This is a genomic window from Stagnihabitans sp. (genome assembly GCF_964946895.1).
This window is the reverse complement of the sequence record NZ_CBBQHX010000003.1, coordinates 1-15,215: the sequence shown is the minus strand read 5'-3', so window position 1 is coordinate 15,215 and position 15,215 is coordinate 1. Positions and strand designations below refer to the sequence as shown.

Annotated in this window: 12 protein-coding genes and 1 pseudogene; 11 read left to right on the top strand and 2 right to left on the bottom strand. The window is 62.3% G+C overall.

Annotation, left to right across the window (positions count from 1 at the left end; all coding sequences use genetic code 11):
* Positions 1-56: 56 nt before the first annotated feature.
* On the bottom strand, positions 57-1,928 hold the full coding sequence (gene iolD, locus AC1Y2B_RS02430) for a 3D-(3,5/4)-trihydroxycyclohexane-1,2-dione acylhydrolase (decyclizing) (protein ID WP_482251459.1): 1,872 nt from the start codon (positions 1,926-1,928) through the stop codon (positions 57-59).
* Between the two features lie 149 nt (positions 1,929-2,077).
* On the opposite strand from iolD, the gene AC1Y2B_RS02425 reads away from it, so the two are divergent.
* The 6 genes from AC1Y2B_RS02425 (at position 2,078) to AC1Y2B_RS02400 (ending at position 7,336) form a co-directional block, all read left to right on the top strand.
* The gene (locus AC1Y2B_RS02425; protein WP_482251458.1) at positions 2,078-3,517 is read left to right on the top strand and encodes an NAD-dependent succinate-semialdehyde dehydrogenase; all 1,440 of its coding nucleotides are present in this window, start codon (positions 2,078-2,080) and stop codon (positions 3,515-3,517) included.
* On the top strand, positions 3,514-4,320 hold the full coding sequence (locus tag AC1Y2B_RS02420; RefSeq protein ID WP_482251457.1) for an HpcH/HpaI aldolase family protein: 807 nt from the start codon (positions 3,514-3,516) through the stop codon (positions 4,318-4,320). Before AC1Y2B_RS02425 ends, AC1Y2B_RS02420 begins: the two co-directional genes overlap by 4 nt.
* Positions 4,320-5,276, top strand: coding sequence for a hydroxyacid dehydrogenase (locus tag AC1Y2B_RS02415; RefSeq protein ID WP_482251456.1), 957 nt, complete (start codon positions 4,320-4,322; stop codon positions 5,274-5,276). The genes AC1Y2B_RS02420 and AC1Y2B_RS02415 overlap by 1 nt, the downstream gene beginning before the upstream one ends.
* A gap of 17 nt (positions 5,277-5,293) precedes the next feature.
* Positions 5,294-6,409: a Gfo/Idh/MocA family protein gene (locus tag AC1Y2B_RS02410; RefSeq protein WP_482251455.1), complete on the top strand. Its 1,116-nt coding sequence runs from the start codon at positions 5,294-5,296 to the stop codon at positions 6,407-6,409.
* A gap of 133 nt (positions 6,410-6,542) precedes the next feature.
* Positions 6,543-6,923: a Gfo/Idh/MocA family protein gene (locus AC1Y2B_RS02405; protein WP_482251454.1), complete on the top strand. Its 381-nt coding sequence runs from the start codon at positions 6,543-6,545 to the stop codon at positions 6,921-6,923.
* On the top strand, positions 6,896-7,336 hold the full coding sequence (locus tag AC1Y2B_RS02400) for a Gfo/Idh/MocA family protein (RefSeq protein WP_482251453.1): 441 nt from the start codon (positions 6,896-6,898) through the stop codon (positions 7,334-7,336). The genes AC1Y2B_RS02405 and AC1Y2B_RS02400 overlap by 28 nt, the downstream gene beginning before the upstream one ends.
* Positions 7,337-7,459: 123 nt before the next feature.
* Here the strand turns inward: AC1Y2B_RS02400 and AC1Y2B_RS02395 are convergent, their stop codons facing one another.
* Positions 7,460-8,332: a MurR/RpiR family transcriptional regulator gene (locus AC1Y2B_RS02395; RefSeq protein WP_482251452.1), complete on the bottom strand. Its 873-nt coding sequence runs from the start codon at positions 8,330-8,332 to the stop codon at positions 7,460-7,462.
* Between the two features lie 250 nt (positions 8,333-8,582).
* On the opposite strand from AC1Y2B_RS02395, the gene AC1Y2B_RS02390 reads away from it, so the two are divergent.
* From AC1Y2B_RS02390 to AC1Y2B_RS02370, 5 genes and pseudogenes are all read left to right on the top strand, one after another.
* Positions 8,583-8,780, top strand: a complete 198-nt coding sequence (locus AC1Y2B_RS02390; RefSeq protein WP_482251451.1) for a hypothetical protein — start codon at positions 8,583-8,585, stop codon at positions 8,778-8,780.
* Between the two features lie 331 nt (positions 8,781-9,111).
* A pseudogene (locus tag AC1Y2B_RS02385) lies at positions 9,112-9,216 on the top strand (hypothetical protein); the annotation flags it as partial.
* Positions 9,217-9,282: 66 nt separating this feature from the next.
* Positions 9,283-11,202: a beta strand repeat-containing protein gene (locus AC1Y2B_RS02380; protein ID WP_482251649.1), complete on the top strand. Its 1,920-nt coding sequence runs from the start codon at positions 9,283-9,285 to the stop codon at positions 11,200-11,202.
* A 644-nt stretch (positions 11,203-11,846) separates the two neighbouring features.
* On the top strand, positions 11,847-14,960 hold the full coding sequence (locus AC1Y2B_RS02375; protein ID WP_482251450.1) for a beta strand repeat-containing protein: 3,114 nt from the start codon (positions 11,847-11,849) through the stop codon (positions 14,958-14,960).
* On the top strand, positions 14,929-15,215 hold a 287-nt coding region (locus AC1Y2B_RS02370), incomplete at its 3' end, for a calcium-binding protein (RefSeq protein WP_482251449.1). The genes AC1Y2B_RS02375 and AC1Y2B_RS02370, both read left to right, overlap by 32 nt.

Sequence of the window (15,215 nt, the reverse complement as noted above, 5' to 3'; positions counted from 1 at the left end):
TCCGCAAGGTGGAGATTCCACCATGCGATGGGGCAATGCCCAGTTTGGTTTTTATCTTAAACTCCTACGCGCTGCTTGGCGCGGATGGCGATTTGGGACTCGCGGGCAGCGTTGACGCTGTCGCGGGTGGAGATTTCCGGCACACCAACATCCCAATCCGCATCGCCCGGCACCCAGGAATAGGCGTCGGTGACGATAGAGATGACGGTGGTGCGGTCCGTGGTCTTGGCCCAGGCGAGTGCCGCTTCAAGGTCGGCAAGGCTGGCGCAGGCGCGGGATTCCGCCCCCATCGCGGCGGCGTGGGCAGCGAAATCGACGTGCAGCGGGTTGGCCTTGTCGGTGATCCGGCAGTCTTTCAGCAGGTTGTTGAAGCCCGGTACCCCTTTGAACTGTTGCAGGCGGCTGATCACCGCATAGCCGCCATTGTCGCAGACCACGACGATCATCTTGTGACCCGACAGAACCGTCGAATAGATGTCAGAGTTCATCATCATATAGGTGCCGTCGCCCAGCATGACGATGGGCGTGCCGCCAAGGCCTCCCGGCCCTTCCTGCGCCATCGCACAGCCCCAGCCAGCGGCGATTTCATAGCCCATGCAGGAGAAGCCAAACTCCAGATCGAAAGAGTTCGGCATCTTGACGCGCCAGCCCTTGGCAACCTCTCCGGGGATGCCTCCCGCAGCCGCGATCAGCGTGTCGTTGGGCGCGGCTGAGGCGTTGACGACGTTGACGACCTGCGCATAGGTCGGAACGGGGGCGTTGGTCGGCGTCTGATGATCGTCCAGCAGCGCGTTCCAATCCGCAAACAGCGCCTTGGCATGGGGCATATGGGCAGCGTCGGCTTTCCAGTCGCCCAAAGCGGCGTCCAGATCGGCCACCGTCTCCAACGCGTCCCCCACCACCGCCACGGCGCGGTGCTTGACGGCGTCGAAGCGGGCGGCGTTGACCCCGATGAACCTGGCGTCCTGCGCGAAGGCGGTCCACGAGCCGGTGGTGAAGTCTTGCAATCTTGTGCCGATGGCCACGATCACATCCGCCTCAGCCGCCAAAGCATTGGCGGAGGTCGATCCGATGATCCCGATGGGGCCGCAATGAACCGCATGGTCATGGGTCAGGCCACCCTTGCCCGCGATGGTTTCCACCACCGGAATCCCGCGCTTGGCGGCAAAGGCGGCGACCTCGTTCTCGGCAATCGAATAGCGCACGCCACCACCGGCGATGATCAGCGGCTTCTTGGCGGTTTTCAGCAGGGCCGCAGCCTCGGCCAACGCTTGACGGTCGGCACGCGGGCGGGGGATGCGCCAAACTTTAGGTTCAAAGAAGACCTCAGGGTAATCGAAGGCGATTTCCTGGGTGTCCTGCGGCAGAGCGAGGAAGGCCGGGCCACAGTCCGCCGGGTCCAGCATGGCGGCAACGGCTTGCGGCAGGGACTGCAGGATTTGCGCAGGATGGGTGATGCGGTCCCAATAGCGGGTGACGGCCTTGAAGGCGTCATTCACGGTGATCGAGGGGTTGTTGTAATGCTCCACCTGTTGCAGCACCGGGTCGGGCAGGCGGTTTGTGAAGGTGTCGCCTGCAATCAGCAGCACCGGCAAGCGGTTGGCATGGGCGGTCCCCGCTGCGGTGACCATGTTCAGCGCCCCCGGCCCGATCGAGGAGGTGGCAATCATCACCTGACGCCGCCGCTTGGCCTTGGCAAAACCAATGGCCGCCAGCGCCATCGACTGCTCATTCTGTCCGCGCCAGGTGGGAAGCTGGTCCTGCACCGCCTCCAAAGCCTCGGACAGGCAGGTCACGTTGCCATGGCCGAAGATGCCAAACACCCCAGCGAACAGCGGCACGCGGACGCCGTCGATCTCGGTGAACTGCTGCGTCAGCCAGCGCACCACGGCTTGCGCCATCGTCAAGCGAATCTTTTTGGATAGCATGACCGTCCCTCCCATCAAACTTGGGGCCGATTTTAGCTGACGACATAAATGGTTGACAAACCGTCATTCCTGCAATGATTGTTGCATGGATAGTCGCTGAGGTGAATCAGTCCCCCTAGAGGGCACGCAGCGCAAAGGGAAACCGCGAGATGTACAAGAAATTCGGACTGTTCCTCAACAACGCCTGGGGGCCGGCGCAAGGCGGGTCCACGGCACCCGTGGTCAGCCCAGTGACCGAGCGGTCCTTGGGCGATTGTCCGATGGCCTCGCAGGCCGATACGGCGGCGGCGATTGACGCGGCGGCCGCTGGCCTCAAGTCCTGGGCGGCCACGGCGGCCTTCGCGCGGGCCGACGCGCTGCACCGGATTGCCGATGAGATGATCCGCCGCACGGATGAGGCTGCGCGGATGATCAGCCTTGAGACCGGCAAGCCAATTGCCCAATCGGGCCGCGAGTGGGGCCTGTCCATCGACCAGTTCCGCTGGTTCGCCGAGGAAGCGCGGCGCATCTATGGCCGGATCATCGAAAGCCGCGTCCCCGGTGGCCGGTTCGAAGTGCATCACGAGCCGGTTGGCATCGTTGCAGCCTTCACGGCTTGGAACTTCCCGGCGGCGCTGATCGCGCGCAAGGTCGCACCGGCACTGGCTGCGGGCTGTTCGGTGGTGATCCGTCCCTCAAGCCAAACGCCGGGCGTGGCGATGGTGATGGTGGATTGCTGCAGCGCCGGAGGCCTGCCGGATGGCGTGGTCAATCTGGTGATCGGCCCGACCGATGCCACCTATGCGCCCCTGATGGCCGACAAGCGGGTGCGCAAGGTGTCTTTGACCGGCTCGACCCGCGTGGGTCGGCAGATGATCCGCGATGCGGCGGCAACCTTGAAGAAGGTCTCGATGGAGCTGGGTGGCAATGCGCCGGTCATCATCTATGACGATGCGGATCTGGAGGCGGCGCTGAATGTCTCTGTCCCGACCAAATTCGCCAATGCCGGGCAGGTCTGCGTGACGGGCGACCGCTTCTATGTGCATGAAAGCCTGCATGACGCCTTCGTCTCGGGCTTTGTCGCCCGGGCCAAGGCGATCAAACTGGGCGATGGCCTAGATGCTACGGTCGGCATGGGGCCGCTGATCAACGCCGGACGGCTCGCCGAGATGGAGGAGATCGTGGCCGGGGCGGTAGCCTCAGGCGCCAAGATCGCCACGGGCGGAGCGCGCGCTTCGGGCTTTAACGCCGGGCATTTCTATGAACCGACGGTGCTGATCGACTGCACCGACGACATGGCCGTTCTGGCCGAGGAGAACTTCGGCCCCATCGCCGCCATCACCCGATTTGCTTCGGAAGCCGAGGTGCTGGAGCGCGCCAATGCCTGCGATATGGGCCTGTCGGCCTATGCCTTCACGCAGAACCCCGGACGCGCGCGCCGCACGGTGGCGGCCTTGAAGGCGGGGATGGTGGGCATCAACTCCTATGCCATGGCCGCGTCCGAGGCGCCCTTCGGCGGCACCAACTTCTCCGGCATGGGGCGCGAGGGCGGCATCGAGGGCATCCGCGATTATCTTGACATCAAATCCAGCCAGATGGTGTGGGCATGATCCCGAACAAGCTGAAAGCGCTCTGGGCGGCAGGCAAGGCTGCGATCAACGGCTGGTGCAGCATCGGCAACCCCTTCACCGCCGAGATCATGGCGGCACAGGGCTTCGACAGCATCACCATAGACATGCAGCACGGCGCTTTGGACTATTCCAGCGTCCTGCCGATGTTTCAGGCGATGCGCGCTTCGGGAGCTTGCTTGATGGCCCGCGTGCCGTGGAATGAACCCGGCGTGATCATGAAGGCGCTGGATGCGGGCGCCTACGGCATCATCTGCCCGATGGTGAACACCCCGGAAGACGCCGCAGCCTTCGTCAAATGCCTGCGCTATCCACCACATGGCGAACGCAGCTTCGGCCCTACCCGGGTCGCGTTCGCAGCAGGTGCGAATTACGCCGGGGAAGCCAATGACAATATGCTGGGCTTTGCGATGATCGAAACGGCAGAGGCCTTCGCCAATGTCGATGCCATCGCCGCCACTCCGGGTCTGGACGCCCTCTATATCGGCCCGGCCGACCTGACCCTGTCCCTGACCCAAGGCCGCCTCGCCCCCGGTTTCGACCGTGAAGAGCCAGAGATGGTCCAAGCCATCCAGACCATCCTCGCCGCCGCCAAGAAAGCCGGCATCCGCGCTGGGATTCACTGCGGCACAGCGGACTATGCGGCCAAGGCGATTGGATGGGGCTTTGATCTGACGACGGTCGGTGGCGACAGCCGTTTCCTCGCGGCGGCGGCGGGCGCGGCTGTCAGCCGCTTTCGCGACCTGACCAAGGGCGAGGCCCAGACTGAAAAGGGAGCCTATTAATGCCGCATATCCTAGTGGCGGGCAAACTGCACCCCTCAGGCTTGGCGCTGCTGGAGGCGGCGGAGAGCGTGACGTTCACCCATGTCGAGGAGATCTCGGAAGCCTCCTATCAGGACCATCTGGGCAAGGCCGATGCCATGGTGATCCGCACGCAGCCAATGGGCGCGGCGTCCATCGCCAAGGCCACACGGCTGCAAATCGTCTCCCGCCATGGCGTGGGCTATGACGCGGTGGATATGGCGGCGCTGAACGCCCGGAAGATCCCCTTGTGCATCGTAGGGGATGTGAATTCCGTCTCGGTCGCCGAACATGCGATGATGCTGATCCTGGCTTGTGTCAAACGGCTGATCCGTTCCGACCGAGCGGTCCGTCAGGGCCACTGGGGCTGGCGCAACAAGCTGGAACAGGGGGAGGTCGCGGGCAAGACGCTCTTGATCCTCGGCTATGGCCGCATTGGCCGGCATCTGGCGCGGATGGCGGCTGCTTTCGGGATGGAAGTCTTGGCCTACGACCCCTGGGCGCTGGAAAACGGCTGGCCCGACGGCCCGGCGCGTCCTGTGGCCGCGCTGCAAGACGGCCTCAAGCGAGCCGATGTGATTTCTGTCAACCTACCCAAAGCTGACCGCCCGATCTTGGGGGCCAAGGAACTGGCGCAGGTCAAGACCGGCGTCGTCATCATCAACACCGCGCGCGGCGGCATCGTGGATGAGGCCGCCTTGGCTGCGGCCCTGACGTCTGGGCACGTTGGCGCGGCAGGTCTCGACGTCTTCGATGCTGAACCCCCTGCCCCGAACCACCCGCTTCTGGCCTTCGATCAGGTCATCCTGACGCCCCACATCGCCGGTCTGACCACCGAGGCGGCAGAACGGATGGCGACATCGTCCGTGCAGAACATCTTCGACTTCTTCGCAGGGCGGCTCGACGCCTCTCTGATCGTCAACGCCAAATTCCTGTAAAATTGGGACGCGACAAAATGACCAAACCCCGCCTGCGCATCGGCCTGATCGGCACTGGCTTCATGGGCAAGGCCCATGTCTTCGGCTTCACCTCGGCCCCGCGCGTCTTCGATCTGCCCTATGATCTGGACCTGCACACCGTCGCCGACATCACCCCGGCCGCCGCCGAAGAAGCCGCCCGCCGGCTGGGCTTCGCCCATTCCACCGCCAACTGGCGCGATATCGTGACCAACCCCGAGATTGATCTGGTGTCGATCACCGCGCCGAACGCCCTGCACAAGGAAATGGCCTTGGCGGCGATTGCGGCGGGCAAGCATGTCTATTGCGAAAAGCCGCTGGCGCCCTTGGCCTCAGATGCCTTGGAAATGACCCTCGCCGCCGAGGCGCAGGGCGTGAAGACCCAAGTCGGTTTCAACTACCTGTGCAACCCGATGCTGGGCCTTGCGCGCCAGATGATCGAGGCCGGTGAGTTGGGCGAGATCCGCGGCTATCGCGGCATCCACTGCGAGGACTACATGGCCGACGCCTCAGGCCCCTTCACCTTTCGCCATGATCCGGCGGGCGGCGGGGCATTGGCGGACATTGGCAGCCATGCGCTGGCCACGGCGGAATACCTCTGCGGGCCAATCACCCGCGTGATGGGCGACTGTGTGACGATGATCCACGAACGCCCCGACGGCAAGGGCGGCGCGCGGAAGGTCAAGGTTGATGACCTTTGCCGCGCTTTCCTGCGCTTTGCTTCAGGTGCCACCGGCAGCATCGAGGGCAACTGGATCGCCACCGGCCGCAAGATGCAGCATGATTTTGAGGTCTACGGCACCAAGGGCGCCCTGGCCTTCAGCCAGGAACACTTCAACGTCCTGAACTTCTTCTCCACCGCTGACGCCAAGGGCCGTCAGGGCTTCCGCCGGATCGAGGCGAGCCCGGACCATGCCCCCTACGGGTTGTTCTGCGTGGCGGCAGGCCACCAGATCGGCTTCAACGACCTGAAAGCCATTGAAGTCGCAGGCTATATCAACGCAATCGCCGGCGCGGCAGAGCCGTTCAACTTTCGCAAGGGCCTGCGCATCCAGACCTTGATTGAGACCATCCAAGGTTCCAGCCGCGCCCAAGCCTGGGCTGACGTCAAATGAACCTTGGTCTCGCCGCTATCGACGCAGGCGTGATGGGCCGCAATAGCACCCGCCGTCCTTGGGATGAACGTGGTCACACGGCATGGCATTCCGGGCAAGACGCCCAGCACATCGACCAACTGAAGGACGCAAGATGATACGTTATGCCGTCGTAGGCGCAGGCTGGATTGCCCAGGAAGCCTTCCTGCCCGCCGTCGCCGCCACCGGAAACAGCCGGATTCAGGCCATCGTCTCGGGCAGCCAAGGCCCCGCGCAAAAGCTGGCTGACTTCCACGGCGTGCCCGAGGTGGTCAGCAATGCCGATTATGACGCCTTGATCCACAGCGACCGGATCGACGCCGTCTACATCGCGCTGCCAAACGCGATGCACGCCGACTATGCGATCCGGGCGGGCAAGATCGGTACGCCGGTGCATTTCTCCTCGGCCTTCGCCTTCCAGAGCACGCTTGGCAACCACCGTCTGCAAGCGGCACATTGGAGCGCCCCTTGCAGGACATCGGCGTCTATTGCCTGAACGCCGCCCGCCATGTCTTTGCCGCCGAGCCGGTGGAGGTGCAGGCGATGGCGTCCCGCCCGCTGAACGACCCGCGCTTTGTCGAGGTCGACGCCCATCTGGCCGTTACAATGCGCTTCCCCGAAGGCCGTCTGGCCCAATTCTTCTGCAGCTTCGGCGCCGGGATGGTCGAGCATTACCGCGTCCTTGGAACCGAGGGCGAATTGACCGTCGATCCCGCCTACCGCTTCGAGGTCGCCATGTCGCTGCGCCTGCGCCGGGGGGCAGAGGTCACCGTCACCGACTTCCCCGCTGTTGACCATTTCTCCGGCCAGATCGCCTATTTCTCCGACTGCATCGCGGCAGGCACCCAGCCCGAGGCCGATGGCGGCGAAGGGATGGCCGACGTGGCCGCCCTGCTGGCGATGGAATAAGCGGTCCGGACCGGGGCCAGTGTTCCGCTGAACACCCCGCCCCGCAGCCGCCACCCTGATGCCACGCTGTTGCGCAGCTTCGCCCCCACGACAAAGCGCCTCTTGATCAGCTAGGCCGCCCGGTCAAGGCCCGGTCACCACCGGAATCCGGGGCGAGGCGCGGTTGCGTTGCAGCCGCGCCGCCAGCGCCACCGTCAGCGCCTGCGCCAGACACATGGGTGCGGCAAGAGAGCGGGAGAAGGTGTATTCATGCTCGGGGATCGCAAACAGCACCCGCGCGGACTTCGCCAAAGGCGACAGCGTGCTGTCGCTGATCGCCACGATCGGCACGCCGCGTGCTGCGGTTTCCTCAACAATATTGACCACTTCGGTCGCATAGAACCGGAACGAAATCGCCAGCAGCACGTCCTGCGGCCGCGCCACCTTGGCCATATGCGTGGCAAATCCGCCGCTGGCATCCAGCAGAACCGTCCGCTTGCCCAGCATGGTCAGCACATAGCGCAAAAGATCGACCACCGGGGCAGAGCGCAACTGACCCAGAAGGTAGATCGTATCCGCCGCCTCCAGCATGTCCGCCGCCTGCGAGATCTGCTCGGCACTCGTCTCCTGCAACAGCTCTTGCAACGAGGCCAGATCCCGCAGCACCAGATCCTTCAAGAACCCCAGATCGCTGTGATCGCCCTTGGTGCCAAGTTCCGTCTCCAAGGCCTTGATCCGGGCGTCAAACCCCGGGGCGGCGGTGGACAGACGGCGCTGGAAGATCGCCTGCATCTCTTTGAAGCCCGTGTAACCCAGCGACTGCGCATAGCGCACGAAGCTTGACGCATGAATGCCGCATTTCTCGGCAATTGCCGTGACCGAAAGCACCGCCACGTCGTTGGGGTTCTGCGTCAGATAGACCGCGATCTTCTGATACGACTTGCTCATGCTGTCGTAGCGGTCATGGATCAGGCGGATGACCTCTTCATAACTGTCCGGCGGGGCATAGGCGCCCATTCTGCTGCTTCCTTGTGTTCAAAACGGGCCGACCACGCCGTCCTGCGGCCGCACCCCGCGCCTTGAAAGCAGATCTGCCCCAACCCCGCAACACTCATTGCCAAGAACCAGCCCTGCAAGACCTTGGTCGCTGCGGTCGCGCGCACCGCGCCCCGGCCCTGACATGACCCGGCAGCCCGTCCCCACCAACAAGCCCAACATAGCCCTTGCGCCCAAGGACGTGGGCCCAGGGCAGAGGTGCAGCGGGGTGATGCGCTGCTGGCCGCCCGCTGGACGGGCAACGCTGGCGCAGGCCTCCACCGATGTCTGGCCGCCCACCGACGCAGCCATGGAAAAAGCCGCCCCGACTGCCAAAGCGCCCAAAGGTCAGGCGCAGATGGACGGCTTGCGCCGCGCGCCAGAGGTTACAGCGCCGGAGACGCGGCAGGTGGTGCGGCAGGAGCCATGAGGAAGCCAATCGATTCAATCCAAAGATACAGCGCGGCATCACTGGCGGCCTAGATGGTTTCGCTCTACCTAGACCTCGTGCGCCTGAGCGAGGCAAATCTGACAAAAGCATCAGCTTAAATGGATTTGGAACGCACGATAATTGTGGTCTACCCATCACCGAAAATGGACCAGTCCCCTGTGGCTCTGAAATGCGGATCAGGGTGCGTTCTGTGTTGGCTGTTTTGTTAATAGGGCAATCTTTGTGCCCATGCGGATAAAATGGCAAATGTTGATCGTCCTTGCGACCGACAGCAGCGCCTCATCTGGACAGTAAATGGAATGGAAAGACCATGAGTGAATTTAGTGGAACTGCTGGTGCAGATTCGATTGTTGGATCAATTGGCTCTGACGTTCTTGATGGCCTCAGGGGCAGCGATACGCTTATCGGCGGCCGGGGCAACGATATATATCTTACAGATGGAAATGATACGATCATCGAAGCCGGTGGCGAGGGCGTTGACTTGGTTCAGTCGTCAGCGAGCTACACCCTGGGAGCAAACCTTGAAAACCTGACCTTGACCGGGTCAGATGCCATAACAGCGACCGGGAACAGCCTGGACAACCTAATAACTGGCAACAGCGGAAACAACATCCTGAACGGCGGGGATGGCAGCGACACACTGGCAGGCGGGCGGGGCAACGACACCTACATCACGGACGGCCACGACACGATCATCGAAGCCGGTGGTGACGGCGTCGATCTGGTTCTGGCTTCCGTCAGTTACAAGCTGACGGCCAATGTTGAAAACCTGACCCTGACCGGGTCGGATGCCACAATGGCCACCGGGAACAGTATGGACAACGTCATCACTGGCAATAGTGGAAACAACATCCTGAACGGCGGGGATGGCAGCGACACTCTGGCAGGCGGGCTGGGAAACGACACCTACATCACGGACGGCCACGATACGATCCTCGAAGCCGGGGGTGAGGGCGTCGATTTGGTTCTGGCTTCTGCCAGTTACACGCTGGCGGCCAACCTTGAAAACCTGACCTTGACCGGGTCAGATGGCATCACAGCCACCGGGAACAGTCTGGACAACATCATCACTGGCAATAGTGGTGCCAACGCATTGTTCGGGGGCCTCGGGAGCGATCAGCTCGCCGGGAATGGCGGGAATGACACGATGTCGGGGGGGGGCGGTGATGATACCTATACGACCGACGGCCATGACACGATCATCGAAGCTGGCGGCGAGGGCGTCGATCTGGTTCTGGCTTCCGCAAGTTACACGCTGACGGCCAATGTTGAAAACCTGACCTTGACCGGGTCGGACGCCACAACAGCGACCGGGAACAGTCTGGACAATGTCATCACTGGCAACAGCGGAAACAACATCCTGAACGGCGGGGATGGCAGCGACACTTTGGCAGGCGGGCTGGGAAACGACACCTACGTCACGGACGGCCACGATACGATCATCGAAGCCGGTGGTGAAGGCGTCGATTTGGTCCTGTCTTCCGCAAGTTACACACTGGGAGCCAACCTTGAAAACCTGACCTTGACCGGGTCGGACGCGACGACGGGCACCGGGAACGGTCTGGATAATGTCATGACGGGCAGTGATGGCCCCAACACTTTGGCAGGCGGTCTGGGGAATGACACCTACGTCGTCGGGGTCGCAGACGCCGTGGTCGAGAACCAAAACGCCGGGATCGATACGATCAAGTCGACAGAAAGCTACACACTTCCGGCAAACGTTGAAAACCTGACCTTGACAGGTTCGCATGCGGCAGATGGCACGGGGAACGGTCTGGACAACGTCATGACGGGCAATGACGCCGCAAACATTTTCGCAGGCGGCCTCGGCAACGACATTTATGTGATCGGTGCTGGCGACAAAGTTGTCGAATATGCCTTGGAGGGTACCGATACGGTGCGCTCTTCCGTGACCTATGCCCTTGGGTCTTACGTTGAAAATTTGACGCTGACGGGTTCGACGGCGACCAATGGCACCGGAAACAGCCTGGATAATGTTCTGACAGGCAATGATGCTGCAAACAGCCTTACGGGCGGTGGCGGCAATGACACTCTGACCGGCGGCGGCGGCAATGATACAATGGCAGGCGGCGCCGGGGCGGATACGTTCGTGTTTACCCTTCTGTCCGGGGTCGACCATATCACCGACTTCACCACCGGGAGCGACCACCTCTCCTTCGCCAAGTCGGTGATGAAGGGACTAGGCGCGGTCGGGGCACTGGGCAGTGACGCGTTCTGGACCGGAACCGCCGCCCACGATGCCACGGACCGGGTGATCTACAACGCCTCGACCGGCGCCCTGTCCTACGACGCTGATGGCAACGGTTCAGGCGCTGCCGTGCGCATCGCCGTGTTGGATGGCCACCCGGCGCTCGCCTACACAGATGTGTTGATCTTCTGAGGGGGACGGCAGGCTTGTATCGCGGCAAGCCGGCCGGCCTCGACCCCATCATCGGCGACGATCAAAGCCGTCCAGGCGCAGCGCCTTCTCGCGCTTGTGCTGGGGCTTTTGTCAAGCGGCGGAAGGGCGAAGACCCGGATGATCCCAACCTGCCCACCCCATGGCCGAACGGCGATTGCGGGAACACGGAACCGGCCAAGCCAAAGCGCCGCCGCCCGCCGCGTTTTTGTCCCATGTTTGGTCGGCAGCGGGGTCCTGCGTCATGATGTGCTTCAAGGTGGGCAGAGATTTGCACCAAGCCATAAACGAAATAGGTGTAGATCTTTGTCGTCGCGACCCTTGAAAATACGCCCTGACCGAACCGAACCGCGCCCAATGCAGTCAGGCGGTACAGCGATAGTTTATCAAAATATATTGAAAGTTCACCAATTCATTCTTCTGATATCACGTCCCGTCCATTCGCGATATCACCAAAGCCGGACCTCGATTTAATTAAACGTGGCTTTCGGGCAACGTCCATCGGGTTAATTCCACCTTCCGCCCATCTTTTGTGGATCACCTGAATATTTGCGCCACTCACAGACTCAAGTTCCGCCATGAAAGCCGTGTTGTGGCCGTCCGGGTTTGCTTTCGGGAGTGAAGACATGCCGCAAAAAATCATCAATCTTGGCGCACTGACTGCGGCCCAAGGGTTCACCATTCAGGGCGCCGCCGTCGGCGCCTATGCGGGGGTCAGCGTCTCGTCTGCCCACGACATCAACGGCGATGGGATCGATGACGTTGTGGTCGGGGCTCCAGGCAATGACACCTTTGGCGGCGGTGAGGGTGCGGCCTATGTCATCTTCGGCACAGACGGCGGGTTGCACGCCAACATTGATCTTGGCAGCCTGGACTCGACCCAAGGCTTCACCATTCAGGGTGCCGCCCTGCAAGACAATGCGGGTTACAGTGTTGCTTCGGCCGGCGACATTAACGGCGACGGTGTCGATGACCTGATTGTTGGGGCTATCGGGGTTGATGGCGGCGCCCACAAGGGTGCCGCCTATATCATCTATGGCTCAACAACAGCCACCCACGCCGACATCGACCTAGGCGCGCTGACTGCAGATCAGGGGTTTGTCATCACGGGTGCCGCCACCAGTGACACGGCCGGTTTCAGTGTTTCATCCGCAGGTGACTTGAATGGCGACGGGATCGACGACCTCGTTGTTGGGGCACCGTTTCATGACGCCAGCGGCCAGCACGACGCGGGTGCCGCCTATGTCATTTACGGCACGTCAGGGGCCACGCGCCCCGATATTGATCTTGGCGCGCTGACCGCGGACGCTGGTTTCGTGGTTACGGGGGGCGGCATCGACAACTGGGCGGGCTGGAGTGTTTCGTCTGCCGGCGACATCAACGGCGACGGGATCGATGACCTCATTGTCGGGGCCCCGCTGAACAGCACAAGCGGCAAGTACCATGCCGGCGCCGCCTATGTCATTTACGGCACATCGGGGGCCACGCATCCAGACATTGACCTTGCCGCCCTACCTGCCGACCAGGGCTTTGTCATCAACGGCGCGGCGGGCTCGAATTATGCTGGTCTGAGTGTTTCGTCTGCCGGCGACCTTAACGGGGATGGGATTGATGACCTCATCGTCGGGGCCCAAGGCAATCAAGCAGCAGGCGCTGCGACGGGTTCTGTCTATGTGATCTATGGCACAGCGGGTACTCCGCACGCAGATATTGATCTTGCTGCGCTGTCGGCGGACCAAGGGTTCGCGCTTCGGGGTGTCTATCCAGATGCTGTTGGTGCGAGAGTTTCTTCTGCGGGTGACGTCAACGGGGACGGTATCAATGACATCATTATTGGCGCGCCGGGCCATTACGTGGGGGCTGCTCCTGCCGGCGGCGCCTATGTTGTCTATGGAACCGTGGGGGCCACCCACGCAGACATTGATCTTGGCTCTCTGACCGCAAGCCAAGGGTTCATAATAAATGTGGACTACACCGTGGGTGCGGGTCGTGCCACTGTTTCCGCAGCGGGTGACGTCAACGGGGACGGCTACGACGACGTTATCGTGGGCGCGAAACACTATGATGGTAGCGCTTTTGACTCCGGCGCCGCCTATGTTGTTTACGGGTTCGCAAGCACGACGTTCACCACGATCACCGGCACGATCCAAAACGACAGCCTGACGGGAACCTCGGGCGCAGATCACATCAATGGCCTGACCGGCACAGACACGCTGACCGGGAATGGCGGCGATGACACGTTCATCATCGACACTGGCAGCTTTGACCACATCACCGACCTTGGTGGCGGCGACACTGTCACCGTTGCAGCGAATTCGCTCCTGATCGCCACGCTGGCACGTGACTGGACCGCGACGGCTGCGACCACGAATGACGGGACAGCCAACATCTACACGTCGGGCTTTGACGTAAACCTGTCCGCCGTCACGGGCGGGTCACATGGCTTTTGGCTCACGAACCTTGGGCCCACAGCAACTTTGACCGGTTCCATGCTCGAAGACACTCTGATCGGCTACGGTGAGGGTGACACCATGTTGGGCGGCGCAGGCGACGACAGCTATATCGTTCAGACGTCAAGCCAGGTGGTCATCGAGGCTGTGGGCGAAGGTACGGACTATGTGTCGTCGTGGGTCAGTTTTACCTTGGGCGACAATGTCGAGAACCTGGGCCTTGCGGGAAGCGCGGCGCTCAACGGCACGGGTAACGGTCTGGACAACCACCTTTACGGGAACGATGGCGATAACGTTCTGAACGGCCTCGGCGGCAACGACACCCTCCTTGGCGGTGATGGCAACGATACCCTCATTGGCGGTGATGGCAACGACACTTTCACCATAGACAGCGGCAGCGATACCATCACTGACCTAAGCGGCGGGGACGCCTTCAGCGTTGCCGGCGGCGCGACGCTGGACGCCACTCTGGCAAGTGACTGGACCGCGACAGCCGCCACCACGAATGACGGCTCTGCGACCCTGACCACCGCTGGCTTTGACGTGGACCTGTCCGCCGTCACCGGTGGGTCTAACGGCTTTAGCATCAGCAATTTGTCCGGGACTGCCGCGACTTTAACCGGGTCAAAGTTCGCGGATACCATCGCTGGAGGCAGCGGCAATGACACGATGCTCGGCGGCGCCGGAGACGATTCCTATACCGTTCAGTCGGCAAACCAAGTGGTCATAGAGGCTGCGAACGAAGGCAACGACTCTGTGCTGTCCTCTGTCACCTATACCTTGGGCGACAACGTCGAGAACCTGACCCTGCACTCGGGCAACGCGGCGATCAACGGCACCGGCAACGTTCTGGACAACCTGTTGAATGGCAACTCCGGCAGCAACGTGCTGGATGGCCATGCTGGCAACGACTGGCTGAGCGGCTTTGACGGCGCTGACACGCTGTGGGGTGGGACTGGCAACGACACGCTGGACGGTGGTGCTGGCAATGACAGCATGACAGGCGGCACCGGGGACGACAGGTATGTGGTCGACAGCGCCGGGGACGTGGTTATCGAGAACAGCGCCGGGGGAACCGACCTTGTTCAATCCGCGGTCACCTACACTTTGGGCAGCAATGTCGAGAACCTGACGCTGACGGGATCCTCCGGGATCAACGGCACGGGCAACGGGCTGGACAACCTGCTGACCGGCAACAGCGCTGCCAACACGCTGTCTGGGCTTGAGGGCAATGACACGCTTTATGGCGGGGATGGCAATGACAGCCTTTCGGGGGGGGGCTGGCAATGACAGTCTCGATGGCGGGGCGGGCAATGACACTTTGCTGTTCGGGGCGGGCGACGATACGGTTCATGGCGGGGATGGCAACGATTTCATCGACGATGTGGCCGGCGGCGCGCTGGCGGGGGCCAATCTGATTGATGGCGGTGCCGGCAATGACACCGTCTGGGCGGGCAGCGGCAACGACGTGCTGTGGGGCAATGATGGCGCCGACCGGCTTTATGGCGAGGCCGGGTCGGATGCGCTGTTTGGCGGTGACGGCGC

Excerpts from the sequence above, each read along its gene's own strand:
- iolD (WP_482251459.1), bottom strand. The coding sequence starts at position 1,928 with ATGCTATCCAAAAAGATTCGCTTGACGATGGCGCAAGCCGTGGTGCGC.
- AC1Y2B_RS02425 (WP_482251458.1), top strand. The coding sequence starts at position 2,078 with ATGTACAAGAAATTCGGACTGTTCCTCAACAACGCCTGGGGGCCGGCG.
- AC1Y2B_RS02420 (WP_482251457.1), top strand. The coding sequence starts at position 3,514 with ATGATCCCGAACAAGCTGAAAGCGCTCTGGGCGGCAGGCAAGGCTGCG.
- AC1Y2B_RS02415 (WP_482251456.1), top strand. The coding sequence starts at position 4,320 with ATGCCGCATATCCTAGTGGCGGGCAAACTGCACCCCTCAGGCTTGGCG.
- AC1Y2B_RS02410 (WP_482251455.1), top strand. The coding sequence starts at position 5,294 with ATGACCAAACCCCGCCTGCGCATCGGCCTGATCGGCACTGGCTTCATG.
- AC1Y2B_RS02405 (WP_482251454.1), top strand. The coding sequence starts at position 6,543 with ATGATACGTTATGCCGTCGTAGGCGCAGGCTGGATTGCCCAGGAAGCC.
- AC1Y2B_RS02395 (WP_482251452.1), bottom strand. The coding sequence starts at position 8,332 with ATGGGCGCCTATGCCCCGCCGGACAGTTATGAAGAGGTCATCCGCCTG.
- AC1Y2B_RS02390 (WP_482251451.1), top strand. The coding sequence starts at position 8,583 with ATGCGCTGCTGGCCGCCCGCTGGACGGGCAACGCTGGCGCAGGCCTCC.
- AC1Y2B_RS02375 (WP_482251450.1), top strand. The coding sequence starts at position 11,847 with ATGCCGCAAAAAATCATCAATCTTGGCGCACTGACTGCGGCCCAAGGG.